Origin of the sequence: Pseudoduganella lurida, assembly GCF_007830455.1 — a bacterium.
GTDB classification, from domain to species: domain Bacteria; phylum Pseudomonadota; class Gammaproteobacteria; order Burkholderiales; family Burkholderiaceae_D; genus Rugamonas; species Rugamonas lurida.
Genome location: NZ_VLLB01000001.1, coordinates 295,711 through 320,398 on the forward strand (window position 1 = coordinate 295,711; position 24,688 = coordinate 320,398).

The following is a 24,688-nucleotide window of genomic DNA, read 5'->3' on the forward strand; positions in this document are numbered from 1 at the left end:
ATGCGATTCAATACTGTTTTGGCCTGCATTCGCGCGGGCGCGCTGCTGGCCGGTGCCTGCCTGTCCCTTCCCGCCCTGGCGCAGAACGCCACTGCGCCCGCCCCCGCTGCACCACAGCCGGGCCAGGTGCTGGCCAGCGGCACGGTGCCGGACGAAACCACCAAGGCCGCCGTGCTGGCGAAGCTGCGCGAGCTGTATGGCGCGGACAAGGTGGTGGACCAGGTGGCCATCGGCCAGGTGGCGATGCCCGCCAACTGGAACACCTACGTGCAGAAGCTCATCACCCCGGACCTGAAGCAGATCTCGCGCGGCCAGCTGAAAATCGACGGCAATACCGTCAGCCTGCGCGGCGAAGTGGCCAACGAGGCGGTGCGGCAGAAGATCGCCAGCACCGTCGCCACCAGCCTCAATCCGACCTACACGGTCAACAACGGCCTGCGCGTGTCGGCGGCCGACCAGGCCGTGCTGGATTCCACGCTGGCCAACCGCACGATCGAATTCGAGAGCGGCCAGGCGACGCTCACGCCGGCCGGCCGTGCGATCCTGGACGAGATGGTGGCGGCCATGCTGAAGCTGAAGGGCCGCAAGGTGGAGATCATTGGCCACACGGACAGCGCCGGCCTGCGCGCCAGCAATGTGAGCCTGAGCCAGGCGCGCGCCGCCACCGTGAAGACCTATCTGGCCAGCCACGGCATCGCCGAAGACCTGCTGACGGCCAGCGGTCAGGGGCCGGACCGCCCGGTGGCCAGCAACGACAACGCCGAAGGCCGCGCGCGCAACCGCCGCATCGAATTCCGCCTGGCCCAGTAAGCCTGCGCATACGAGAGGACACCATGTTTACCGCAGAAGAGCTGCTGATACCCATCAGCGACAGCAACCCGTCCGGCAGCGACGTGTCGTTTTCGCCCGAGCTGGATGCCATTGCGCAGGCCCGCAAGTTCGACGACCCGTCGCTGGAACAGGGGGAATGGGTCACCGATCTGAAGGAAGCCGACTGGGACTTCGTCATCCGGCAGTGCACCACGCTGCTGACGAAAAAGACCAAGGACCTGAAAGTGGCCGTGTGGCTCACCGAAGCGGCAGCCAAACAGTACCGCGTGCGCGGCCTGGGCGAAGGCTTCCGCCTGCTCGCCGGCCTGTGCGAACAGTACTGGGACCTGGGCCTGTATCCGGAAGCGGAAGGCGGCGACCAGGACCAGCGCATCGGCAATATCAGCTGGATCCTGTCGCGCACCCGCGCCCTGGTCCGCGAAGTGCCGCTGACGGAAGGCCGCCAGGCGGCCTGGTCGACGATCGCGTTCGAGGCGGCCCGCAAGCGTGCCGCAGCCGGCAACGAGCCGGAAGGCCTGCCGAAGCTGGCGGACATGGAGGCCGCGCGCCGCAACAACGCCGCGCAGTTCGTCGCAACGTTCCACGCGGACGCACAGTACTGCCTCGATGCGCTGCAGAAGCTCGAAGCGGTGGCCGATGCGAAGCTGGGTGCCGACAGCCCGGGATTCGCCGCGGCGCGCGATGCGGTGAAGGGCATGCTGCATGCGCTGCCTGTTTCCGCGGCTGCTGCCCCTTCTGCGGCGCAGCCGGCACTGCCGGACCCGGATGCCGCCCCTGGCGGTCAAGCCGCGCCGGTTGCTCAAGAAACGTCCACGCCGGGACCGCTGCGCACCCGCGCCCAGGCAATCGCGCAGCTGCGCGCCGTGGCCACCTTCTTCCGCGAGACGGAGCCACACAGCCCCGTGTCCTATTTTGCCGAGAAGGCCGCCAACGCGGGCGAACAGGACCTGCACACCTGGCTGCGCTCCGTCGTCAAGGACCAGGCGTCGCTGTCCCACATCGAAGAACTGCTGGGCGTACCGCCCTCCAACTGAACCACCGCATGCAAATCAACCCTCATTACCTGTCCATCTTCGCCGCTGCGCTGGCGTTCAGCAGCGCAGCCAGTGCAGCGCAAGTGTCCGTCGGCGCCCTCGAGGGCGAGTACGACCTCGCCACATCGAACACCGTCCCGGCCAGCAACTGGGGCTATACCAAGGGCCGCATCTCGGTTCGCAAACTGGACGACCAGCACGTCGTCATCCTGATGGCCTGCGGCTGGAAGCGCGAACCGAAAGCCCAGTGCAGCGATTTCTACTTCGCCCAGGGCCGTGATGGCGGCGTTTATCTGCAGGACATGAACACGGACTGGATGCGCCTCTACTTCGACCCGGCCAGCCGCAAGCTCACGATCATCTCGCGCGGCTTCGATGCCAAGGGCAGCGTGCGCCGCGACGTGTTCGCGCCCACCACCGCGCCGCTGACGGATCCGGACCTCGTGCGGCGCCTCAAGCGCGAGGAGAAGCTGTACAAGGACAAGGAAAACGTGCGCGTGTTCGGGCCCTATACCAGGTGGGAATACAAGAACAACCGCATCGAGTTCCAGAACCCCTGATCACCGGGCAGCCCCCGCCTGCGCCGCGCGCAGGATGCGCAGCACGTTCCCGCTCCACATCTTCTGCAGGTCGGCGTCGCCGTAGCCGGCCGCCCTCAAACGCGCCGTGATGCGCGGCAGGTCCGTCACGTCCGACAGGCCGGCGATGCCGCCACCACCGTCGAAGTCCGCGCCGAAGCACACGTGATCCGGTCCCGCTATCTCGATCACATGCAGCAGCGCCGCCATGTACTGGTCGAAGCTGGCGGACCACAGGGGCGCCGTCGCATCGAGCTCGCGCCAGCGCCGCGACAGATGCGCCTGTTCGGCGGGCGCCAGGTCGGCGATATGTTCGCTGCGGTCGAACAGCGCCTCCCGTTCCTCGCCCATCTGGATCGCACTCAGGTAGATGGTCGAAAAGCACAGCGCACCGCCGGAAGCGGCCAGCCTGCGCAGCCGGTCGTCATCCAGGTTGCGCGGATGGTCGAACATGGCGCGGGAACCGGAATGGGACAGCAGGATCGGCGCCTTCGACTGCGCCAGCAGCTGGTCGAACACGGCGTCCGACGCGTGGCTCGCATCGATGACGATGCCCAGCCGGTTCATCTCGGCCACCCACTCCCGGCCGAGAGGACTCAGGCCGTGCCAGCGCGGTTCGTCGGTGGCGGAATCGGCGAACTGGTTGTTTGCCGTGTGCACGACCCCGGCCAGGCGCACACCCTGCCGGTAATACCCGGCCAGCCCCGCCACGCTCTCGCCCAGCGGATAGCTGTTCTCGATGCTCTTGAAGGCAATGAGCCGCCCTGCCGCATCCAGCTCGAGCGCATCGTCGGCACTGCGCGCCGCGCCGATGCGCTCGCCGAACGTGGCCACCATCGTGTCGATCTGCGCGGACCGTGCCTGCGCCCGGCTGGCCGCAGCCGCATACCCTTCCGGCGTGAGTGGACCCTGCGGCGTGAAGATGGCGAAGAAGCCGCCATCGAGATTCCCGTCCGCCATGCGCGGCAGGTCCAGCTGCGCCATCTCGGTGGCAGGATCGTGGCGGTCGCCGAAGCTCCAGCCGGCGCGGCCGAAATGGACCGGGCTGTCCAGGTGCGTATCGAGCGTGAGCAGCTGGCGGTGCGTGGCCTCGGGCAGGCTGCTGCATGCCGTCAGCGTGGTCAGTGACACCGCGGCGGCGAGCAGAGCGCCCTTCCTGGCAGAGGCAATCATCGGTCTTCCTTTGTCCCGGGGACGACGGGCGTAAACGCCAGGTCCTGGTAATCCCAGCTGAAATCGGCAATCGGCGAGGCGGCCTTCATCGTCACGCGCGCCACCTTGCCGTCGCCATCGAGCGCGAAGGTAACATAGGCCGGCTCCAGCGCCGGGTCGTCGAAGCGCGTGATGTACGTGTCGTACTGCCAGTGCTCCAGCCTTCCCGACATGCGCGGCGTGGATTTGAAATCGATCGTGAGGCCGGACGGTGCCGACGCGATGTCGATATTGCCGTACCAGGGATCGCTGTAGGTGCCGGCCAGGGCGGATGCCGGCGCGGACGGTCCCACCTTGGCCGGCGTGCGCTGCGCGGCCTTCAGCAGTCCCAGTCCTTCGGCTACCTGCCTGCCGCTGTGGGCGCGATACTTCGCCGGCCAGTCGTTGAAGGGCGCGCCCAGGTAGTGATCGAGCAGCTCGTACATCAGGCCGCGGACGAGGGCGCCGTCCTCGCTGTTGATGGTGATGGCGAAGCCCAGCTTCTTGTCCGGTACCAGCACGACGGCCGTCTTGAAGCCGAACACGGCGCCGCCATGCCAGATCACCCGCACGCCGCGGTAATCGATCACGTCCCAGGCGAGCGCGTAGCTGGAAAAATGCGGCTGCGCGGCCTTCAGTTCGGGCGGCATGGGACTGATCGGCACCTCGACCACCGGCTGCCACATCTGCTCGTGCGCCGCACTGCTGAACACGCGCTTGCCATTGGCCGCGGCGCCGGCCGCCAGCTGCACCTGCAGCCACTTCGCCAGGTCGCTGGCGCTGCTGGCGATGCCGCCGGCCGGTGCCGCGTTGCGGCCCAGGTCATCCCGCTCGTCCAGCCGCTGCTGGTCGCCGGCGCCGCGCAGGCCGCCGTTCATGCGCGCATGCGGGTAGGCCCGGTCCTCGGTCGCAAAGTTTTGCTCGTTGTCCGTGGTCGATACCGTCATCCCCGCCGGCAGCAGCACGTGGTGACGCACGTAATCCTCCCAGCGCTCGCCGCTGACGGTCTCGATCAGCTGGCCAGCCACCACGTACATCAGATTGGAATACGCGAAGGTGGTGCGAAAGCTGGTGGCCGGCTTGAAGTAGCGCACCCGCCGCACCACCTCGGCCCGCGAGACGTTGCTGCGCGGGACGAACAGCAGGTCGCCCGTGCCTTCGCCGATGCCGCTGCGGTGGACAAGCAGGTCGCGCACCGTCATCTCGCGGGTCACCCACGGGTCGTACATCCGGAAGCCCGGCAGGTGGTCGATGACGCGGTCGTCCCAGTCGATCTTGCCGGCATCGACGAGCGTGGCCAGCGCCGCCACCGTGAACGCCTTGCTGGTCGATCCGATCGGGAACAGCGTGTCCGCATCCACAAGCGCCGGCGCGCCCAGCTGCCGCACGCCATAGCCGCGCGCCAGCGTCGTGCGCCCGTCCTCGACGATGGCGATCGCCAGGCCTGGCACGCCGGTCTCCCGCCGCACGGTCTCGACCCGCGCATCGAAGCGGGCTGGCGGTGCGGCATTCGCGATACCGGCCAGCGCCAGACCAATCAGAAGAAAAGTCGTCCGGTTCATGGTTGCTCCGTATCGGGAATGATGCAGTGGTCGACAAGGCGCTCGAACGACGCGCCACCGCGCAACGGGTCGGCCACGGGAAGGCCCAGCCGGGCCGACAGTGCGTCGATCTCGGCCTGTGCGGCGACGGCGTCCAACGCCGACGTATTCAGGGCCACGCCGGCACAGGCGATGGCCGGATTGGTGATGCGGCCCAGCGCCACCGTCAGCGCGATCACGGCCTCGACGGATGGCAACGGCGTCTCCGGCAGGCCGAGGATGTGCGTGCGGCCGGGATCGTGGCAGACGATGAAGCGGTCCGGCTGGCTGCCGTGCAGCAGGCCCAGGGAGACGCCCGCATAGGCCGGATGGAACAGCGAGCCCTGCCCCTCGATCACGTCCACGTGATCCGCAGCGGAGGCGGGACTGAGCAGCTCGGCCGCGCCGGCCACGAAATCGGCGACGACTGCATCGATCGGCATGCCGCCGCCGGCGATCAGGATGCCGGTCTGGCCGCTGGCGCGAAAGCTGGCATCGATGCCGCGACCGGAAAGCGCGCGCGTCAACGCCAGCGCCGTGTATTTCTTCCCGAGCGCGCAGTCGGTCCCCACCGTCAGCACGCGCCAGCCCGTGCGGCGCCGGCCATTGGCCACCGGGATGTCGGCGGGTGGCGTGCGGATGTCGATCAGCCGGCGATCCAGGCGCGCCGCCGCCTCGCGCAGCGCATCGATCTGGGCCAGCTTCACGTGCATTCCGGAGACGAGATCGAGCCCGGCTTCCAGCGCTGCCAGCAATGCGGGCACCCAGGCCGGCGGTATCAGACCGCCCGGTGCTGCCACTCCGATCACTAGCGCGGTGGCGCCCTGCGCCTGCGCCTGTCGCGGCGTGAGGGCCGGCAATCCGGTGGTCACAGTTGCCGCCGGCAGCGCCAGCTCCCCCACGCAGCGCTCGCGCGCCCAGTCGCGCAGGCCGAACGCCGTCTTCGCATAGCCCGGTTCCACCGTATCGCCCAGGAACAGCAGATAGCGGCCGAACGTATTGTCGAGCGTCGTCCCGGTCATCAGAACTCCCGCGTCAAGGTCAGGCCAACGGTGCGGGGCGCAATGACGCCCGTGGCGATGGCGCCGCCGGGATAGATGTCGCCGCCATTGGCCGTGGCAGCGGAGGTCGACGTCTTGCCTTCGCTGTCGGTCAGGTTCTTGCCGTAGGCCTCCAGCGTCCAGGCACCGATGTCCACGCCGAAGTGCGCGTCGACCACGTGGTACGAGCCGATCTCGCGCTGGCGGCCGAACGCGGCCCGGTAGTCCGCATCGAACGCGCCGAACTGCTTCGACAGGTGGCGCACCGATACCCCGGCAAACGCCGGCGTGGCCGCGCCGAGGCTCCATCGGTAGTCGGCGGAGACACCGACGCTGACCTTCGGCGAGAACGGCAGCCGGTCGTCCTTCATGCCGCCCACCAGCGGGCTGGTGTCGCCATCGAGCGTCGCGTCCGTCCACGCGCCATTCGCGGACAGGCGCAGGCCGGACATGGGCCGGTACGTCACGTTGAACTCCAGTCCATCGGACGTGGCGCCAACGCCATTGGTATTGACGCCGAAGCCGTTGACGACGGCCAGCAGCTGGATATCCTTCCAGTCGATGTGGAAAGCGGCGACATCGAACGAGAGCCGGCCATCGCGGCTGATGGACTTGAAGCCGGCCTCGTAGCTCATCACGGAGTCCGAAGCGTAGGTGGTGGGCGTGCCGGCGGGCGGATTCGGTGGCAGCACGTTCGGACCGCCGGGGCGGAAACCCTTGGCGGCGCGCAGGTACAGGGAATTCCTCTCGTCGATCTTCCATTTCGGCGCCACCGCATACGTGAAGACGTGCTCCGCCGAGTCGGCGGCGTTGCTGTCCGCGCCGCCGACCAGGGCGCCGTCCTGGCCCTGCACGGCGTGCTGTTTGTTGTGGCTGTAGCGCGCGCCCAGGTCGAGGTCATAGCGCGAGCCGAAGTGCAGCGTGGTGTTGGCAAACGCCGCATATTCCCGGTACTTCGATTGCAGCCGGATGTCCGCCAGTTCCGGCAGGCCCGCCAGCGGTGTCAACGTGCCCGGCTGCAGGGCCACGTAGCGCTGCCGCAGGTCGCCGTCTTCGTCCGTGTAGTAGACGCCGGCCAGCCAGTCCAGCATCCCGCCGGCGTTCGAGCCGGCATTGGAACTGAGCCGCAGCTCCTGCGTGAATTTTTTCAGCTCCGTGTTCTGGGCCAGGAACAGGTCGTTCGGCGTGCCGAAGGCCCCCTCCACCAGGGCGCTCAGGTTGTAGGTGGCATCGTCGCGGAACACCTGCTTCTGCGTGCTGGAGCTGGTGGACGAGGTCAGGTTGGCCCACGCCAGGTTCCAGTTGACGGTGGCGTTGTAGACGCGGTACTTCACGTTGTGCTTCTGCGGCACATATTGCGACTGGGTCTGGCGGCCGTACAGCGTGGCCAGCGTGACGGGATCGCTTTCCACGGTCCCGGCGCTGTCCACGGCGATGTTCTGGGCCACCGCGGACAGGCGCAGGGAGAAATCCGCGTTCGGCGTGTACTGCAGGGCCGCGCGGCCGCCCGCGTTGCGTGCGCCGTTCAGGTTGCGCGCCACATCCGAACCCGCCGTGCCGATCGAATCGATGAAGCCCGGCTCGCGCGTGTAGGAGCCGGAAGCGCGGAACGCCAGCGTGTCGCTGATCGGCGTGTTGACGACCACGTTGGAGCGGTACGCCATCTTGCCCCCATCGACGGTGGCCGCGCCGGCCCGCACGCGCATCAGGAAGCGGTCGGTCTCCGGCCCGTTGGTGACGAATTTCAGCAGCCCGCCCAGCGAACTGGCGCCATACAGCGCGCCCTGCGGCCCGCGCAGCACTTCCACGCGCGCCATGTCGAACGTGTCGAAGTCGCCGGCCAGGATGGCGCCGTTCACCAGGCCGCTGCTGGAGCCGAACGGCGTCTCGTCCAGGTAGACGGCCACGGTGGATGCCACGCCGCCCGTGTCGAGGCCGCGCATCACGAGCCGCCCTTCGCCGGGTGTGCTCTGCACCAGCTGCAGGCTGGGCACGAGCTTCAGGTAGTCGGCAAACGCGCTGGCCTGCTCGCGCTCGAGCGTCTCGCCGCTGACGACGGAGATGGCCTGGGCCACGTCGAGCGTGGTCTGGGCGCGCTTCTGCGCGGTGACCACGACCTGCTGCACGTCGCGGTCCCTGTCGGCGGCGTCGGTTGCAGGGTCGGTGGCGGGGTCGACTCCAGGGTTGGCACCATAGGCCGATGAAATGGCCAGTGCCATCGAGGACAACAACAGGCTGTGGGATAGCTTCGACATGGGGTTCTCCAGGAATTGCAGCGTGTTTTTGGAATGTGCGAGGGAGGCAGAGGGAAGTTCAGACAGCGCGGCGCGTGCGGTCGACCCGCTCCGTCGCGGGATCGAGCAGCAACAGCAGCAGCGCCGCCAGCGCCGCGAGGCCTGCCAGCAGCAGGAAGAACAGCCCGTGTTCCAGCCGGCTCCACAGGCTGCCCACCAGGCCCGCACTGAGGCTGCCGCTGAAGATGATCAGGAACCAGGCGCCCACGGTCGTGGTGCCGAGACTCGGTGGCGCCAGCCGGGCGAACAGCCCCAGGCCGGTGGGCAGGATGAACAGCTCGCCGAAGGTGAACGCCACGAAGAACAGCGCCAGCCAGCCCCACGCCGTGGCACCGGCGCCGGATGTCCAGGCCAGCGTGGCCAGCAGCAGGTAGGCGGCTGCGACGATGACCGCACCGGCCGCCATGCGCCGTGCTGGCGGCTGGTCGTGGCCGGCCGCGGCGCGGCGCCGCCAGTACGCCAGCAGGGGTGGCGTCAAGAGCATCACGAACAGGGGGTTGAGCGACTGGAACCAGGTCATCGGAATCACGAGACCGGCGGCGTGGCGGTCGACGCCCGCATCGGCCCACAGCGCCACCGTGTTGCCCACCTGTTCGTAGGCGGCGCGGAACACGGTGACGGCGATGCCGATCCCCGCCAGCACGAGCAGCGTCTGCCGGTCGAAGGGGCGCTTCTCGCCGGCGACGATGCGTTCCGGTTCCGGCGGCAGGTACGGCTGTCCGCTCAGGTAGATCACCAGCCCGGCCAGCATGCCGAGGCCGGCCAGGCCGAAGCCGTAGTGCCAGCCATAGACTTCGCCGATCGTGCCGCACAACAGGGGCGCGAGGAAGCCGCCGATATTGATGCCCACGTAGTACACGTTGTAGGCCCAGCCGCGGCGCGGATCGTCGCGCCGGTACAGGTCGCCGACCTGGCTGGGCAGCGTCGGCAGGAACAGCCCGTTGCCCAGGGCGATCGTGATCAGGGCGGCGTAGAACAGCGGCTCGAATGCCATCATGAAGTGGCCGGCCGCCATCACCGAGGCGCCGATGATGATGGCGCGCCGCTTGCCGAGAAATCGGTCGACCATCACGCCGCCGATGATGGGCGTGAAATAGGCGCAGGCCGTGTAGGCGCCATAGATGAACGAGGCTTGCGCCTGGCCCAGCATCAGCTGCTTCGTCATGAAATAGACCAGCAGCGCACGCATGCCGAAATAGGAGAACTGCTCCCACATATTGGTGAGGAACAGCACCGTCAGCCCGCGCGGATGGCCGAACCAGTTGCGCGTATCCTTCATGCCAGCACTCCGCCGCCCCAGACCGTGCCGGGTGCCCACACGTTGCCGTGCACATAATCGACGGCGGGACTGCGGTCGTTGGCCAGGAAGGTCGGGCCGTCCAGGTCGACGATGTCGCAGCGCTGGCCCAGCACGAAGCCCGGTCCCATGGCCAGGCTGGAGCCGCCCATGTTCCCGACCATGACGCCGAGCCCCAGCCGCCGCGCCTCGTCGGCCATCAGCAGGGCTTCCGTCAGGCCGCCGCATTTGTCCAGCTTGATGTTCACCACGTCGAAGCGGCCCACGGCGCCCGGTACGTCGGCGAGCGTCAGGATGCTTTCGTCGCCGGCGATGGGGATCGGCGACCGGTAATGCTGCAGCTCGGCCTCGCGGCCACGGGCCAGCGGTTGTTCGAGCAGCGCGACGCGCTGCAGGAGCAGGCCCGCCACCAGGTCATCCAGATCCGCGGCCTGGTAGCCCTGGTTGCCATCGACGCCCAGCCAGACTTCCGGGCGCGCGGCGCGGATCGCGGCCACGCGCGCCAGGTCGAGCGGCAGGTCGCCCGTCAGCTTGATCTTGATGGCCTGCGCCTGGGTGCACAGAGCTGCCGCCTCCGCCATCAGTGCCGGCTCGTTGGCGCCGAGCGTGAACGTGGTGCGCAGCGCGCGCGGTGGCGGCAGGCCGGCCAGCTGCCAGACGGGCATGCCGCAACGCGCCGCTTCCAGGTCCCACAGCGCACAGTCGACGGCATTGCGGGCGCCGCCGGGCGGCATCAGCGTGCGCAGCGTGTCGCGGTCCGGTCCGGCCTCGATGACCTCCCGCGAGCGTTCCAGCTCGGCCAGCATGTGCGGCACGTCGTCGCCCAGGTAGTACACGCCACCGCCCTCCCCGCGGCCCGTGTGGTGGCCGTCGCGCAGCGTGACGACCACCACGTCGAAGCGCTCGAACAGGTAGCCGGCGATGCGGAATGGCTGCGCCAGTCGCAGCCCCTCGGCAGCGACGTCCATGGTCAGGCGGGCCATCAGTAGTGCACCGTGAAGGCGAGCAGGCCGAACTGCCAGGCGAAGTAGCACAGCAGCAGCGCCGAGGCGAACACCAGTATGCTCCACAGCTTGCGCCAGAGGCTGCGCTTCTCCTGGAACGCCAGCTGCAGATGGCGGCCGCTGGCCAGGATGCTGCCGACGAAGATAATCAGTCCCAGGCCCTGCAGGAGCCACAGCCACGGATCGCTGAACGACGTTGCATACTTGAGGCTCGCCATCATCGCGGCGATCAGTCCCGCCCAGCCGGCAAGCACGGCAAGACTGAGACCGGCCAGGATGCGGGTTGCTCGCGTGGCCGTGCGTGCCTTGCCGGCTTGGGCCGGACCCACGCCATAGCGGCGGCGCACGATCCAGTCGGCCGGCAGGGCCAGGAAGGTAAGCAGCAGTACCAGCAGCCCGACGACGAGTGCCGGCGTGAGCCACGCCGTGGAACGCGAGGCCGGCACGCGGTCGAACACCATGAACGGCGACATGAAGTCCATGCTCCACCGGACCGGCTTGCCATCGACCACCTGCGCGGCGATGCGGTCATGGCCATTGCGGTCGCGCCACACGAACGGGGCGATCTCGACCCACTCGCGCGGCTGGCCGCCGCGGCCCACCAGTGCCGGAATCAACAGCTCGCCCTTGTCGGTGACAGTGACTTTCGTCTGGCCGGCGAAACCGAGCAGCGCGAAGAAATTTGATTCGGACTTGCGGCTGTTTTCCCACACGCCGCCCATCAGGCGAGCGTGTTCGGCGGCCGTTTTCGCATCGACCTTGCCGTCCGCCGGCGCGACATTGGGCAGGTAGCGGTCCGAGAAATCGTGGAACAGGGCCGTGCGCAGCGTACCGACGGCACCTTCCTTCCCGGTGCTGTTGAAGGACGCGTAGAGGCCAACGCCCTCCTTCGTGTACAGGTGCAGCGAGGTGTGGAAGGCCTCCGTATCGCCCAGGTGGCCGACGACGGCGCGACCGTTGATATTGGTTTCGAAGAAGCCCAGCTCCATGCGGTTCAGCGGCGGAATCAGCGAGCGGGGATCGACCTTCTCCAGGGGGCTGTGCAGCATCGTGGCCGCCGTTTGGGCGGACAGCACGCGCTGACCCGTCAGTTCGCCGTACTGCAGCATGCCGAGCATGAATCGGCCCATGTCCGTGCCGGAGGCGGACAGCGAACCGGCCGGCGCCGGGCCGATGATCTCGAAGGGTTTCGCTTCCTCGCCCGCCTTCGGATAACCGCGCGCCATCTGCTTTGCGAGCCGGGCCGGCAGCGGCTGGCGGAAGCTCGCATCCTTCATGCCGAGCGGCGCGAAGACGTGCTGCTCCACGTAGTCGTCGAACGGCTGGCCGGAGATACGTTCGACGACGTAGCCGGCCAGCGCCGTGGCGTAGTTGGAATACGCGGGCGTGGTGCCGGCCGGGTAGATGCGGTGCGGCACCCAGGCCTTGAGCAGCGCGCCCAGCTTCGGCGTCTTCGCCGGCAGGTAGTCGATGATCTCCTTGGCGGCCTCCTCGAAGCCCGCCGTGTGCGTCATGATCTGGCGCAGCGTGATGGGCGCGCCGTCCAGCGCCGGGATCGTGAAGTCAAGGTACTTGTTGACGTCCGTGTCCAGATCGAGCTTGCCCCGCTCGACCTGCTGCATCACGGCCGTCCATGTGACCAGCTTCGACACGGAGCCGGGGCGGAACAGGGTGCGCTCGGGATCGACGGGCGTGCGATGTTCCACGTCCGCATAGCCGAAGCCACGCGCGGTCAGGATCTGGCCGTCCTTCACCACGACCACCACGGCACCGGGGATGACGCCCGTGTTCAGCGCATACGGCATGTAGCCATCGAGCCAGCTGTCCACATCGTCCTTCGTCAGTCCCTCCTTGCCGCGCGGCGCCGGCACCATTGCCGGGCCGGCAGGCGCCGCCACCGCGGGCCCCGGCACCACGGCCTCCGGTTGCACGGCCTGCTGCGCCAGCGTGGCGCCTCCGATGACCAACCCTGCTGCCAGCACGACTATCCTGCGTAGATCCATGAAGCGCTCCTCCGATGTGGATTGCCATTGACCAGACCAATCGCTACAATGATTTTTCTGATTTACGATATTTTGTCCTGATTAGGACACTTTATCCTGATCGGAGAATTTGTCAACAAACAGTCACAAAGTACAACCAAAGAACCACGGAACGGAAAATAAAGAATGTCGAACTCGCCCACGCTGGGTGTGCTGATGCGCAACCTGCGCAGCCGCAAAGGCTGGACCCTGAAGGAGATGAGCGCGCACAGCGGCATCCCCGTGTCGACGCTCTCGAAGGTGGAACACGATCGCCTGACCCTGACCTACGAGAAGCTGTACCAGCTGAGCCAGAAGCTGGGCATGAGGATGTCGGAGCTGTTTGCCGAGGATGCGGAAGATGCGGTGACGCCGACCGCGCGGCGCAGCCTGGGCGACCTGGAACACGCGGTGCGCGTGCAGACGCCGAACTACGATTACCACTACCTGTGCGCGGAACTGCGCCGCAAGCGCATGATCCCCGTCGTCGCGAAGATCCGCGCGAAGACGCTCAAGCAGTTCGGCAGCCTGCAGCACCACTCGGGCGAGGAGTTCTCGTATGTGCTGAAAGGGAGCGTGATGATCACCACCGAGTTCTACGACCCGGTGGTGCTGCACGAGGGGCAGTCGATCTACTTCGACTCAAGCATGGGCCACGCCTACCTCTCCGCCGAGGGTTGCGAGGAGGCGCTGATCCTCACCGTGATGTCCGGCGAGGATGAGGAACACGTGCACACGCTGCTGGAGAAGCACGCCGGGAAGTGACGCCGCGTGGCGTCACTTCACCGTGTACTTGAACTGCCCGGTCTTGCCGGCCCCCACCTTGATCTTCGCGATCGGCTGCCCCTCCGCCATCCGCGCCAGCACCGACTCGGCGATCTCGGGGAGCAGCGTGCCATTGAGGATGTTGTCGACATTGCGGGCGCCGGAATCGACCTCGGTGCAGCGCGCCAGTACGGCTTCCACCAGCGCATCGTCGTAGCTGAAGTCGGCCTTGTGGTTGGCGGCCACGCGCGCCTTGATCTTGTCGAGTTTGAGGCGAATGATCTCGACCAGCACGTCGTCCGGGATCGGGTAGTACGGCACCACCTTCAGGCGGCCCAGGAAGGCCGGCTTGAACTGCTTCATCAGCGCCGGGCGGATGAGCGCTTCCAGGTCCTCGACGGACGGCAGTTCGTCGGCCGTCTTGTTCAGGCAGGCCTGCATCATCTGCGCGGACGCCACGTTCGAGGTCAGGATGATGATGGTATTGCGGAAGTCGACTTCGCGGCCTTCCGAGTCGTCCATCACGCCCTTGTCGAACACCTGGAAGAACAGCTCCATCACGTCCGGGTGGGCCTTCTCGACCTCGTCGAGCAGCACCACGCTGTACGGGTTGCGGCGCACGGCCTCGGTCAGCACGCCGCCTTCGCCATAGCCCACGTAGCCGGGCGGCGAACCTTTCAGGCCGGAGACGCTGTGCGCTTCCTGGTACTCGCTCATGTTGATGGTGATGAGCTTGCGCTCGCCGCCATACAGCACGTCCGCCAGCGCCAGCGCCGTTTCCGTCTTGCCGATGCCGGACGGGCCCACGAACAGGAACACGCCCTTCGGCTTGTTCGGATCGTCCAGGTTGGCGCGTGACGTGCGCACGCGCTGCGCCACCGCTTCGATCGCATGGGGCTGGCCCAGCACGCGCGCCTGCAGCAGGTCCTTCAGCGTCAGCACCGTCCTGATCTCGTCCTTGACCATCTTGCCGAGCGGGATGCCGGTCCAGCCGGCCACGATCTCCGCCACCACATGGCCATCGACCTGCAGCGGCACCATCGGCGTCTCGCCCTGCAGCGTCTTCAGTTCCGCCTGCAGGGCATTCAGGTCGCCGGACTGGCTGGCATCGGCGCCCCCTTCCAGCTGGTCCCGCGACGTGCGGATCTGGTCCGCCAGCGTCTTCTCCTGCTCCCAGCGCGCCTTCAGTGCCGTCGCTTCGCTTTCCGCGCTCGCGCGGCTCTCGGCCAGTTCCTTCAGCCGCGCCGCATGCGTGGCATTGCCGGTGCCCTGCTCCCGTTCCAGCAGCGCGTGTTCGGCGGCGATGCGTTCCAGCTTGCGCGTGAGCGTTTCGATGCGCGCTGGCGTAGCGTTCTGGCCCAGCGCGACCTTGGCGCAGGCGGTATCGAGCACGCTGATGGCCTTGTCCGGCAGCTGGCGGCCGCTGATGTAGCGGTGCGACAGGCGCACGGCCTCGGTGATGGCCTCGTCGTAGACGCGCACGCCGAAGTGCTTCTCCATCAGCGGCGCCATGCCGCGCAACATGGCGCAGGCGATTTCCTCGCTGGGCTCTTCCACCTTCACGACCTGGAAGCGGCGAGCCAGCGCGGGATCCTTCTCGAAGTATTTCTTGTACTCGCCCCAGGTGGTGGCCGCGATGGTGCGCAGTTCGCCCCGCGCCAGCGCCGGTTTCAGCAGATTGGCGGCATCGTTCTGGCCGGCCTGGCCGCCGGCGCCGATCATCGTGTGCGCCTCGTCGATGAACAGGATGATGGGCTGCGGGCTTTTCTTCACCTCGTCGATGACGTTCTTCAGGCGGTTCTCGAACTCGCCCTTCACGCTGGCGCCGGCCTGCAGCAGGCCCATGTCCAGCGTGTGGATCTCCACACCCTTCAGGACGTCGGGCACGTCGTCCTGCGCAATCCGCAGCGCCAGGCCTTCCACGACGGCCGTCTTGCCCACGCCGGCTTCGCCGGTGAGGATCGGGTTGTTCTGGCGGCGGCGCATCAGGATGTCGATCGCCTGGCGGATCTCCATGTCGCGGCCGATCACGGGATCGACTTTACCGTCGCGGGCCCGCTGCGTGAGATTGGTGGTGAACTGGTCCAGCGCCGGCGTCTTGGTGGCAGCCTTGTCCGTCAGCTCGCCGACCGGGTCGCCGCCATCGCCGACACTGCCCGATGCCAGCGCGACGGCCACCGTCTCCTGCGAGCCGCCGGTGACCTTGTCGAAGTTGTGCTTGAGCTGTTCGGTATCGAATTTCGCGAACTGCTGCGAGCTGCGCGAGGCCAGCTGGGCCAGCTCCGGCGTGGTCAGCAGCGACTGCAGCAGGTGGCCACTGCGGATCTGCGCCTGCTGGCCGGACCGCAGGTCGAGCGAGGCGATCAGCCAGGCGTTCTCGAACAGCTTCGGCAGCCGTTCGGAAAACACGGGCGTGCGCGCGTTGCCGTTCTTGAATTTGGCGATTTCCGCCTGCAGGTCGGCCTCCAGCTGGCTGGTACTGATGCCGGCCTGGCGTGCGACGACGACGAAGTCGCTGGCCGGCTGTTCCAGCAGCGCCAGGAACAGGTGTTCGATATCGACTTCGTACTGGCCCAGGCCCACGCAGATATTGGCGGCGCGCGTGGCGGCGGTGCGGCAGGTGTCGTTCAGCTTGCCGATCAGCGTTTTCAGATTGATGCTCATGTGTTTTCCTTTTTTTAGAGTGCAGCCTGCTACAAGGCGTGAATCTCGTAACGCACATCCGCACGGTCCTGCGCCTGCGGTCCCTCCACCACGAAACTGTCCCAGCCGAGCCGCCCGCCGATGCGATCGTCGCGCAGCGCCACCCCCTGCACGTCCGCCGCGCGCAGCACCAGCTGCACCTCGTATTCCAGCGACAGGCCGGTAAACATCGTCAGCATGCTTTCCAGTGCCCGGGCTGCCCGGCCGCCCGGCAGGAACGATTCGTACGCCGCCAGGTCGAGCGGGCCGACGACCAGGCGCATGCGCAGGTCGCGCTGCCACACGCGCGCGCCCGCCATCGCGCCGGCACCGAGCGCCGCATTGGCCAGGCCCAGCACCGTCTGCTGGGCCGCCGGCACGTCGTACCAGCAGCCGATGAACTGCTCGGTGCGGATGCGCTGGCCGAAGTACTCGGACAGCACCCGCGCGATCTGCACGGCCGATGCCGGCCGGTGCGCCATCGCGGTGGCGAAATACGCCACCGATTCGTCCAGCACGCCCTCGCCGTGGTCGGACAGCCGGCGCCGCAGCGATGCCGGACCCACGCCCGCCAGCGACAGCAGCAGCGGCAGGAAGCCATCCTTCGCGGCGCCCTGGTAGCGCAGCTCCAGCCGGTACTTGCGCCAGGCCTGGTAGAACAGTGCCAGCGTGCGGGTCGAGAACGCATCCAGGAAGGCGCGCGGGCCATCGTCCTTTTCGTACAGCGCGTGCGCGGCGATGCGTTCCGTGTAGTGCGACGGCAGCGCACCGTTGGTGCCCAAAAAGCCCATGAAGGTGGGCGTCATCCGCACATAGCGCAGCTCGGCCGACTGCAGGGCCGCGGCCAGTCCGGGCGCCGTGGCGGCCAGCTCGCGCGGCTCCGGCCGCAGCGCCTCCACCTCGCTGGCCGGGAACGACAGCGACAGCGAGTTCTGGAAGCGCACGAAGTTCGCCACCGCGCCCTCTTCCGGCACGCCGCGCTTGCGCAGCCATACCTCCAGCATGCGCACGGCCTGGAAGTACTGGAAGCGGTACGGCTCGGCGAACAGCCGCTCGATTACAGCAGACTCAAATCGCCGCTTCGTGGCGTGCATCGCTGCAGTTCCTCTCCGGTTTTGTTGGACACGATGACGAGCTGGGTGAAGCTGTTGGCATGCACGTAGAGGCCTAGGAAGCGTTCCACGATGTGGGCAAACGCATCGATGCCGCTGCCGACGAAGGCTTCCTCGTCGATCGTCAGCCGCACCTCGATGCCGCGCACCAGGCAGGCGAACGGGTTCCCCGCCAGCCAGGTGGTGGCCGGCTTGTGGCTGACCGCGACGATGCCGCCGATCTGGCGCTGCGACGAGGCCGAGCGCGGCAGGTCGTACAGCGTGAGCATCTCGCGGAACGCATCCACGCCGCCGCCGGACAGCGACAGGTGGTTCAGCGACAGGTGCGAAATCAGGCGCCAGTGCGCGCCGCGGCCCCGCTCGAAGCGGTGCGATGCCGTGGGCTTGCGCAGGAAGGTGATGGAACGCACGCTCGATCCGCCTTCCAGGAACAGGTCGCCGCTGCGCAGCCCGTAGCTGAGCGATGCCGGCAGGTCCCGGTTGGTGCACGTGAGCTCGATGCTCAGCGTGTCCGTCTCCACGTCGGCCGGATCGAAATCGATGTCGACCAGCGAGATCTGCGTCTCGAAACCGGGGCTGCGCTCGGCCAGCACCGTGTCGCGCCGGGCGATCCAGTAGTGGCCGTTCTTTTCCGGCACCTGGCCGTGGCGCAGCGAATAGAACGGCCGGAACTCGACGATCGACTCGCCCTGCGGCGTCTGCCGCACCAGCCGCACCGAGTCGATCGCCTGGACTTCGTAGGCAAATGCGCGGCGCGCATCGGCCAGCACGGGATAGCTGGCCGTCGTGTGCGTCAGGCGGATCGGTTCGCCCCGCTGGCGGAACAGGTTCACCACCGGCGTGCAGCCCAGCAGCAGGTTGTTGGCCGACAGGGTACCCAGCATGCGCGCCAGGTTCGAGTCGCTGCGCAGGCCGGACAGCGCCAGGTGCAGCGTGATCGACTTGCAGCCGGAGGGCAGCACGGCCGCCAGCGCGGCCAGGTCGATGTCGAAGAAATTGAATTTCTCGGGGAAGCAGAAGTATTCGGTCAGCAGCCGGTAGGCATCGTGCGAACGGGCCGGGAAGTCGATCAGCGATTCGTCCTCGCCGAAGCCGGCCTGCGTGACGGGAATCCGGCCCAGCGGCATCCAGCGGCCATTGCCGTCCGCTTCCGCATAGGCGCACACGCCGCGCATGAACAGCGCATCGCGCAGCGCGGCGCAGAACGACGGTTCGCCATCGATGAACACGCGCAGCGACGGCAGCCGCAGCTGCGGGATCGCCACCTGGGCCGACGTGCTGGCCAGCGTGATGGCGATCGCCGAGGTGGCATGCGGGGGCGGCCGCGCCGCTTCCGGCGCCTCGATGATCGGATGGAACGCGGCCTGCGTCAGTGCCAGCGGCGCCACGGTGACGGGATACGCGGTGCGGAAGGTGCAGACGGCGCCCCGCACCGGGCGCGTGGTCAGCTGCGTGCCGCGCGCGATCGAGGTGGCGGTGGTCAGCTGCGCCGCGGCGGTGCTGAAGTCCATGCGCGCGATCGAGCAGGACGGGAACGGCCGCAGGTAATGGGGATACAGCACTTCGAAGAGTGCTTCGGTGAATTCTGGGTAGTCGTCGTCGAGCCGTTTCGCGATGCGCGAATTCATCAGCGCGAACGATTCGATCATGCGTTCGATGTGCGGGTCTTCGCACACCTCGCCGCCGATCAGCAGCTTGCCGGCGATCTTCGGATAGCGTTCGGAGAACTCGCGCGCGTAGCGGCGCAGGAACCCCAGCTCCTGTTCGTAATACGGTAGTAACTGGTCCAACTCAGGCTCCCGGCGCCACGGCGCGGCGCGCTTTGCTGATGGTGTATTGCAGGCTGGACGGCTGCAGCACCGCGTCGAAATTGACGGGTTCATGGGCTTCGCTGACCACCAGGAGCGCGGTGATCGCGAAGTTCAGGCGGTTGACCGCATCGTCGCGCAGTTCCAGCCGCGCCTGCACATTGCGCAGCCTCGGTTCGTGGCGGGCGATCGCCGCCTCGAGGCTGCGGCAGATGAAGGCCCGGTCGTCCAGGCTCGACAGCGACAGGCCCGCGAAATCATGCAGGCCGTACGTGACGATCGAGCGGGCGCATTCCGGAAAGCGCTTCAGCAGGTTTTCCGGGATCACCACCCGCGTGTTCAGCAGCGCCTCCAGGTCGCGCGCGACGGAGTCCTTCAACTCCTCGAGCGAGACCCTGGACACTGTGCCGCTGGCGGCACTCGCCGACGCGTCCATCAGCCGGTCGAGCAGCCCTGGCGTAAAGCCCTTCATCGCTTATGCACCGCGGCCGATCGACACCTGGTTGCGGCGCGCCAGCAGGATCAGGCCACCTTGTTGGCGGACAGGTCCCAGCCGCCCGACGTGTTGCCGCCGGTGCCGCCGCCGACCTTCTGCTGCGTGTACTTCCACTTCACCTTCGAGTACTTCAGCGACACGTCTTCCGTCAGGATGTTGCCCGGTTCGACGGAGGGCGACACATTGCTGATCAGGACGTTTTCCAGCTCGATCTCGAAGTACTTCACGCGTTCGCCCTGGCCGTCGGCGCGCAGGAATTCGAACTTCGCCTTCGGAATCGTCTTGCCGGACGAACAGGTCTGCAGCAGGATCGGCGTGGCCAGGTCGGCCAGCTTCGACACGACGATGTCCTTGTGCTCGGTGCGCTCGGCCGTGTGGCCGCCGCCGGTGGAGGCCGTGGCCGATTTCGGCTGCAGCACTTCCCAGTTCACGCTTTTCACTTCGATCCAGTCCTTGTGGGCCGTGTCGGCGGACTCGCCTTTGATGCCGTCGATTTGCAGGTAGACGTCGATTGCCATGGTATTCCTTTCGGTTGTTGGCTACGGGGGGAGGTTCAGGTTTTGGTCGATGCAGGCAGCTCCGCGACCAGCCGGAGTGAAACGGACAGCTCGTCGAGCTGGAAATGCGGGCGCAGGAACGACACGGCGCGGTACACGCCGGGCCGGTCCGGCACCTCGGACACCTGGACGGACGCTTCGCGCAGCGGGAACTGGGCCTTCTGTTCCTGGCTGGCGTTATCGTCCAGCAGCACGTACTGGGTCAGCCAGCGGTTTAGGAAGTCCTCCACGTTCGAGGCGGCGGCAAAGCTGCCGATCTTGTCACGCATCATGGCCTTCATGTAGTGCGCGATGCGCGACACGGCAAAGATGTACTGCAGCTGTGCCGACAGCACGGCGTTGGCGTTGGCGGCGTCCGAGTTGTACTTGCGCGCCTTCTGCGCCGACTGCGCGCCGAAGAAGGCGGCGTAATCCGTGTTCTTGCAGTGGACCAGCGAGATGAAGCCCAGGTCCGACAGTTCCTTTTCGCGGCGGTCCGTGATGGCGATCTCGGTCGGGCACTTCAGCGCCACTTCGCCTTCGTCCGTCTTGAACGTGTGGGTCGGCAGGTCTTCCACCAGGCCGCCGCCTTCCACGCCGCGAATCGCCGCGCACCAGCCGTAGTCCTCGAAGGCGGCCGTGAGCTTGGTGCCGAAGGCGTAGGCCGCGTTGCACCACAGGTACTTCTCGTGGTCGGTGCCGTCCACATCCTCGACGAAGTTGAAGCCTTCCGTGGTGGCGCCATCGGCCGGATTGAACGGCAGGCGGCCCAGGAAGCGCGGCAGCGTCAGGCCCACGTAGCGGGAATCCTCGGACTCGCGGAACGACTTCCACTTGGCGTATTCCACCGTGTCGAAGACCTTCGACAGGTCGCGCGGCTTGCCCAGCTCCGAGTAGCTTTCCAGGCCGAACAGCTCCGGCGAGGCGGACGAGATGAACGGCGCATGCGCGGCCGCGGCCACGTGCGACATCTGCTCGATGAAGTACATGTCTTCCGGCTGGCGGGTGATCTCGAAGTCGCCCAGCAGCGCGCCGAACGGGGCGCCGCCGAAGGTACCGAATTCTTCCTCGTATACCTTGCGGAACATGGTGCTCTGGTCGAATTCGATGGCGCTCTGGAAGTCCTTCACCAGCTCGCGCTTGGTGGCGTTGAGCATCTTGACCTTCAGGTTCGGGCCCGTGGCGGTATTGCGCACCAGGTAGTTCAGGCCCGTCCAGCTGCTTTCCAGCTTCTGGAATTCCGGCGCGTGCATCACGGCCGACAGCTGCGCCGAGATCAGGCGATCGAGTTCGGCGACGCGGGCATCGATCGTGGCAGCCAGGTTGTCCGACACGACGACGGTGCCGTCCATCACCTGGTTCACCAGTTCGGCGATCAGGTCCTTGGCGCGCGCATGCTCGGCGCTGGACTTGGCGACCTTGCTCTGTTCGACGATCTGGTCCAGCAGGCCGGACTCGGTGGTGGCGGCATTGGCGTTGCTAGTGGCCGTGGCGGCGACGGCGCTGGCGTTCGATTGCGCGTTCATGGTCATTCTTTCGTCGTTTGCTGGCCCAGCTCGGCCAGTTTCTCGGTGCTGTTCAGCACATCGTTCAGCAGGTCTTCCAGCTTGTCGTTACCGGCCAGCTTGTTGCGCAGGTCGGCCAGGCGGGTGCGGGCTTCCAGCAGTTTTTTCAGCGGATCGATCTGGTCGACCACGGCCTCCGGGCGGAAATCGTCCATCGAGCGGAACGTCAGGTCCACGCCGAATTCGCCGCCCTCGCCGGTCAGTTCGTTCTTCACCCGGAACGCAGCGCGCGGTTCCACGCCCTTCATTACTTCATCGAAATTATCGCGATCGATGCCGACGAAGCTGCGTTCCTTCAGGCGTTTCTGCGGCACCTCGGAATTTCCACCGAAATCCCCGACCACGCCCACCACCATCGGCAATTCCTTATTCTCGATGGCATCACCAATTTCCACGTCGTAAGTCATCTGGACACGTGGCGGGCGGATTTTCTGGAGCTTCTTCTGGACGCTGGAGTTTTTGGACATGGCTTTCCCTCGATGGGTTGATTCAAAGTGTGCTGTGCGCGCTTATTTCAATGCGCCGAATGGATCGGCACCGGAACCGGCCTTTTGTTTTGCCGCCGGCTGTTTCCTGCCACCCTTTGCCGCGGGGGTTTTGGCCGCAGCTGCTGCAGCCGGCTGGGGCGGCGTTGGAATCAGCACGGTCTCGCCCAGGCTTTCCCGCAGCAGCCGCGCCAGGTCCTGCGATTCGGTGCGGATCGAACCGGACAGGTTGTTCTGGCGGCTCAGGTCCGACAGCGCACGGGTGGACAGGCGCAGGCCGCTGATGGCGATGATGCTGTTGGCCAGGCGGTCGTTCGGATCACGCACCAGCACTTCCTGGGCACTGACGATCGCATCGCCGTACTGGCCGGCCTCGTAGCGCTGCTGGGCGATGCTCGTCCAGGGCGCCTTCTCGGAAGGATAGGCGGCGGCCGCCTCCTTCCACAGCGTGACGGCCTGCTCCTTGTTGCCCGAAGCACTGGCCTGGGTGGCTTTCGACAGGAGCTCGTCCATCGTGGGAATCGCGGGCTGCTTCTGCACGACCGGGCCGGGCGTGGTACAGGCGCCCAGCGCCGCGGCGCAGGCAGTAGCGACGACAAGCCGTCCCAGCACGGGGAAACGGGCAAACGAAATGGCAAGGGTCATGCGGTCCTCAAACTGGTTAATACAAAGGCGGCGGATACAAAGCGAAAGACACGACGCGAAAGATACAACGCAAAAGATACGACGCGACGGTTACGGAGCAGCGTCTATCGGGAAAATAGTCGCCATGCGCCGGAATGCATATTTGATAATTAACTGACAAGCGCGCATATTATCAGAGTGGATTATTGATGTCACTCAATTCATTAGTGAAGTGTGCGCCGCACTAATTGACCGCAAGGCTTTGTAAATACTCACGAATTCTCACACTTACTAAAACGATATTGCACAATTGCGCGCAGGGAAGCCCCAAGAAATGTTACTCTTCTGCCATTTGACGGCGAGCCGCCACCTACCGGTAGTTCAAGAACGAGGAAGCACAGAGCATGAGCGGTAAAATTCTTTGGGGCGAAGGCCTGTTCCTGCGGCCGCAGCACTTCCAGCAGCAGGACTGGTATCACGAAGAGCGCCTGCACCAGAACGTGGGCCTGCTGCATCCGTACGCCTGGGGCGTGGGCGCGCTGCAGATCGACCGCGATGCGCTGGCCAACAATGCCCTGCGGCTGCTGGAGCTGTCCGTGCGGTTCCAGGACGGCGAGCTGTATTCGGCACCGGGCGGCGACGAGCTGCCGGACACGATCGACCTCTCCCCGCTGCCCCAGTCGACGCAGACCGTGACGTATCACGCCGCCCTGCCCGCCTTCAAGCCGTTCGGCGGCAATTTCGGCGATGGCGGCAATGCGATCCGCTTCCAGCAGCTGAACCGCGACACGCCGGACCTGTACACGCAGGCGGCCAGCGCCCAGCTGACCTACCTGCGCAAGACCGTGCGGCTGGTATCCGATGCCGAGCCGCTGGACTCGTACACGCACCTCCCCGTGCTGCGGCTGCGCCGCGCGGCCACCGGCGGCTTCGAAGTGGATGCGGCCTTCGTGCCACCGAGCCTGTCGATCCGCAGCGCGCCGCTGCTGTTCCTGCAGCTGCGCCGCCTGGTCGATGCGCTGCAGGCCAAGGTCAGCGCCCTGTATGGCCACCACCGCGAACCCAGCAAGCACGTGATCGAATTCCGCTCGGGCGACATGTCGTCGTTCTGGCTGCTGCATACGGCCAGCACGGCGTTCGCCTCGCTGTCGCACTACTTCCACCATCCGTCGCTGCATCCGGAACGGCTGTACGAACAGCTGCTGTCGCTGGCCGGCAGCCTGATGACCTTCTCGAAGAGCTGGACGCTGGCCGACCTGCCGGCGTACCACCACGCCGACCCCGGTCCGGCATTCGCCACGCTGCACCAGATCATCCGCGACCTGCTCGATACCGTGATCTCGTCGAAGTATTTCGCCATCGCGCTGCGCGAAGTAAAACCGTCGTACCACCACGGCATGCTCGATTCGCAGAAGATCGACGAGCGCACCACGTTCTACCTGGCCGTGTCGGCCGCGCTGCCGGCCAGCGAGATCGTCGACGTGGTGCCGTTCCGCTTCAAGGTGGGCGCGCCGGACGACGTGGAAAAATTCGTGCTCTCGGCCATGCCGGGCGTGCGCCTGGTGCATGCGCCGCAGGTGCCGGCTGCCGTGCCGGTGCGGCCCGATGCCGTCTATTTCGCCATCGAGGCCAAGGGCCAGATGTACGAACGGATGCTGCAGGCCCAGTCGATCTCCATCTACGTGCCGGGCAATATGCCGGAAGCGAAGCTGGACCTGGTTGCCGTCACGTCCTAACCTCAGGAA

At 66.7% G+C, this 24,688-nt stretch carries 20 protein-coding genes; 5 read left to right on the forward strand and 15 right to left on the reverse strand.

What is annotated here, in order from left to right; translation table 11 throughout:
• The 3 genes from IP91_RS01380 to IP91_RS01390 are packed head-to-tail and all read left to right on the forward strand — an operon-like array spanning position 1 to position 2,425.
• Positions 1–810, forward strand: coding sequence for an OmpA family protein (locus IP91_RS01380; protein WP_145646978.1), 810 nt, complete (start codon positions 1–3; stop codon positions 808–810).
• 23 nt (positions 811–833) lie between these two features.
• Entirely contained in the window at positions 834–1,865 is a 1,032-nt protein-coding gene (gene tssA, locus IP91_RS01385) for a type VI secretion system protein TssA (protein WP_145646979.1), read from the forward strand.
• Between the two features lie 8 nt (positions 1,866–1,873).
• Positions 1,874–2,425, forward strand: coding sequence for a hypothetical protein (locus IP91_RS01390; RefSeq protein ID WP_145646980.1), 552 nt, complete (start codon positions 1,874–1,876; stop codon positions 2,423–2,425).
• On the opposite strand, the gene IP91_RS01395 is transcribed toward IP91_RS01390, so the two are convergent.
• The 7 genes from IP91_RS01395 to IP91_RS01425 are packed head-to-tail and all read right to left on the reverse strand — an operon-like array spanning position 2,426 to position 12,852.
• Entirely contained in the window at positions 2,426–3,616 is a 1,191-nt protein-coding gene (locus IP91_RS01395) for a dipeptidase (protein ID WP_145646981.1), read from the reverse strand. It abuts the gene before it with no gap.
• Positions 3,613–5,196 carry a serine hydrolase gene (locus tag IP91_RS01400; RefSeq protein WP_145646982.1) on the reverse strand — a complete coding sequence of 528 codons (1,584 nt, stop codon included), beginning with the start codon at positions 5,194–5,196 and terminating at the stop codon, positions 3,613–3,615. Before IP91_RS01400 ends, IP91_RS01395 begins: the two co-directional genes overlap by 4 nt.
• Positions 5,193–6,236: an N-acetyltransferase DgcN family protein gene (locus tag IP91_RS01405; protein ID WP_145646983.1), complete on the reverse strand. Its 1,044-nt coding sequence runs from the start codon at positions 6,234–6,236 to the stop codon at positions 5,193–5,195. Before IP91_RS01405 ends, IP91_RS01400 begins: the two co-directional genes overlap by 4 nt.
• A complete protein-coding gene (locus IP91_RS01410) occupies positions 6,236–8,509 on the reverse strand; it encodes a TonB-dependent receptor (RefSeq protein WP_145646984.1) in 2,274 nt (757 codons plus the stop codon). The genes IP91_RS01405 and IP91_RS01410 overlap by 1 nt, the downstream gene beginning before the upstream one ends.
• 58 nt (positions 8,510–8,567) lie before the next feature.
• Positions 8,568–9,827, reverse strand: a complete 1,260-nt coding sequence (locus IP91_RS01415; RefSeq protein ID WP_145646985.1) for a peptide MFS transporter — start codon at positions 9,825–9,827, stop codon at positions 8,568–8,570.
• The gene (locus tag IP91_RS01420) at positions 9,824–10,828 is read right to left on the reverse strand and encodes a dipeptide epimerase (protein ID WP_145646986.1); all 1,005 of its coding nucleotides are present in this window, start codon (positions 10,826–10,828) and stop codon (positions 9,824–9,826) included. The genes IP91_RS01415 and IP91_RS01420 overlap by 4 nt, the downstream gene beginning before the upstream one ends.
• On the reverse strand, positions 10,828–12,852 hold the full coding sequence (locus tag IP91_RS01425; protein WP_145646987.1) for a serine hydrolase domain-containing protein: 2,025 nt from the start codon (positions 12,850–12,852) through the stop codon (positions 10,828–10,830). Before IP91_RS01425 ends, IP91_RS01420 begins: the two co-directional genes overlap by 1 nt.
• A gap of 165 nt (positions 12,853–13,017) precedes the next feature.
• Between IP91_RS01425 and IP91_RS01430 the strand changes: the two genes are divergently transcribed.
• Positions 13,018–13,635 (forward strand): helix-turn-helix domain-containing protein, encoded by a 618-nt coding sequence (locus IP91_RS01430; protein WP_145646988.1) that lies wholly within the window; start codon positions 13,018–13,020, stop codon positions 13,633–13,635.
• 12 nt (positions 13,636–13,647) lie between these two features.
• Here the strand turns inward: IP91_RS01430 and tssH are convergent, their stop codons facing one another.
• From tssH to IP91_RS01470, 8 genes are read right to left on the reverse strand one after another with little or no spacing between them, the layout of a single operon-like run.
• On the reverse strand, positions 13,648–16,299 hold the full coding sequence (gene tssH / locus IP91_RS01435; protein WP_145646989.1) for a type VI secretion system ATPase TssH: 2,652 nt from the start codon (positions 16,297–16,299) through the stop codon (positions 13,648–13,650).
• Between the two features lie 29 nt (positions 16,300–16,328).
• On the reverse strand, positions 16,329–17,411 hold the full coding sequence (gene tssG, locus IP91_RS01440) for a type VI secretion system baseplate subunit TssG (RefSeq protein WP_145646990.1): 1,083 nt from the start codon (positions 17,409–17,411) through the stop codon (positions 16,329–16,331).
• Positions 17,375–19,219, reverse strand: coding sequence for a type VI secretion system baseplate subunit TssF (gene tssF, locus IP91_RS01445; RefSeq protein ID WP_145646991.1), 1,845 nt, complete (start codon positions 19,217–19,219; stop codon positions 17,375–17,377). The genes tssG and tssF overlap by 37 nt, the downstream gene beginning before the upstream one ends.
• 1 nt (position 19,220) lies before the next feature.
• Complete coding sequence (tssE, locus tag IP91_RS01450) at positions 19,221–19,709, reverse strand: type VI secretion system baseplate subunit TssE (protein ID WP_145646992.1); 489 nt, start codon at positions 19,707–19,709, stop codon at positions 19,221–19,223.
• A 50-nt stretch (positions 19,710–19,759) separates the two neighbouring features.
• Positions 19,760–20,251: an Hcp family type VI secretion system effector gene (locus tag IP91_RS01455; RefSeq protein WP_145646993.1), complete on the reverse strand. Its 492-nt coding sequence runs from the start codon at positions 20,249–20,251 to the stop codon at positions 19,760–19,762.
• Positions 20,252–20,286: 35 nt separating this feature from the next.
• Entirely contained in the window at positions 20,287–21,795 is a 1,509-nt protein-coding gene (gene tssC, locus IP91_RS01460; protein WP_145646994.1) for a type VI secretion system contractile sheath large subunit, read from the reverse strand.
• A gap of 2 nt (positions 21,796–21,797) precedes the next feature.
• A complete protein-coding gene (gene tssB, locus IP91_RS01465; protein ID WP_145646995.1) occupies positions 21,798–22,301 on the reverse strand; it encodes a type VI secretion system contractile sheath small subunit in 504 nt (167 codons plus the stop codon).
• Positions 22,302–22,343: 42 nt separating this feature from the next.
• A complete protein-coding gene (locus IP91_RS01470; protein WP_229473733.1) occupies positions 22,344–22,964 on the reverse strand; it encodes a tetratricopeptide repeat protein in 621 nt (206 codons plus the stop codon).
• Positions 22,965–23,347: 383 nt separating this feature from the next.
• On the opposite strand from IP91_RS01470, the gene tssK reads away from it, so the two are divergent.
• Complete coding sequence (gene tssK / locus IP91_RS01475; RefSeq protein WP_145646996.1) at positions 23,348–24,679, forward strand: type VI secretion system baseplate subunit TssK; 1,332 nt, start codon at positions 23,348–23,350, stop codon at positions 24,677–24,679.
• Positions 24,680–24,688 lie beyond the last annotated feature (9 nt).

Bases quoted from the DNA above. Each gene is read 5' to 3' on its own strand.
- IP91_RS01380 (WP_145646978.1), top strand. From the start codon at position 1: ATGCGATTCAATACTGTTTTGGCCTGCATTCGCGCGGGCGCGCTGCTG.
- tssA (WP_145646979.1), top strand. From the start codon at position 834: ATGTTTACCGCAGAAGAGCTGCTGATACCCATCAGCGACAGCAACCCG.
- IP91_RS01390 (WP_145646980.1), top strand. From the start codon at position 1,874: ATGCAAATCAACCCTCATTACCTGTCCATCTTCGCCGCTGCGCTGGCG.
- IP91_RS01395 (WP_145646981.1), bottom strand. From the start codon at position 3,616: ATGATTGCCTCTGCCAGGAAGGGCGCTCTGCTCGCCGCCGCGGTGTCA.
- IP91_RS01400 (WP_145646982.1), bottom strand. From the start codon at position 5,196: ATGAACCGGACGACTTTTCTTCTGATTGGTCTGGCGCTGGCCGGTATC.
- IP91_RS01405 (WP_145646983.1), bottom strand. From the start codon at position 6,236: ATGACCGGGACGACGCTCGACAATACGTTCGGCCGCTATCTGCTGTTC.
- IP91_RS01410 (WP_145646984.1), bottom strand. From the start codon at position 8,509: ATGTCGAAGCTATCCCACAGCCTGTTGTTGTCCTCGATGGCACTGGCC.
- IP91_RS01415 (WP_145646985.1), bottom strand. From the start codon at position 9,827: ATGAAGGATACGCGCAACTGGTTCGGCCATCCGCGCGGGCTGACGGTG.
- IP91_RS01420 (WP_145646986.1), bottom strand. From the start codon at position 10,828: ATGGCCCGCCTGACCATGGACGTCGCTGCCGAGGGGCTGCGACTGGCG.
- IP91_RS01425 (WP_145646987.1), bottom strand. From the start codon at position 12,852: ATGGATCTACGCAGGATAGTCGTGCTGGCAGCAGGGTTGGTCATCGGA.
- IP91_RS01430 (WP_145646988.1), top strand. From the start codon at position 13,018: ATGTCGAACTCGCCCACGCTGGGTGTGCTGATGCGCAACCTGCGCAGC.
- tssH (WP_145646989.1), bottom strand. From the start codon at position 16,299: ATGAGCATCAATCTGAAAACGCTGATCGGCAAGCTGAACGACACCTGC.
- tssG (WP_145646990.1), bottom strand. From the start codon at position 17,411: ATGCACGCCACGAAGCGGCGATTTGAGTCTGCTGTAATCGAGCGGCTG.
- tssE (WP_145646992.1), bottom strand. From the start codon at position 19,709: ATGAAGGGCTTTACGCCAGGGCTGCTCGACCGGCTGATGGACGCGTCG.
- IP91_RS01455 (WP_145646993.1), bottom strand. From the start codon at position 20,251: ATGGCAATCGACGTCTACCTGCAAATCGACGGCATCAAAGGCGAGTCC.
- tssC (WP_145646994.1), bottom strand. From the start codon at position 21,795: ATGAACGCGCAATCGAACGCCAGCGCCGTCGCCGCCACGGCCACTAGC.
- tssB (WP_145646995.1), bottom strand. From the start codon at position 22,301: ATGTCCAAAAACTCCAGCGTCCAGAAGAAGCTCCAGAAAATCCGCCCG.
- IP91_RS01470 (WP_229473733.1), bottom strand. From the start codon at position 22,964: ATGACCCTTGCCATTTCGTTTGCCCGTTTCCCCGTGCTGGGACGGCTT.
- tssK (WP_145646996.1), top strand. From the start codon at position 23,348: ATGAGCGGTAAAATTCTTTGGGGCGAAGGCCTGTTCCTGCGGCCGCAG.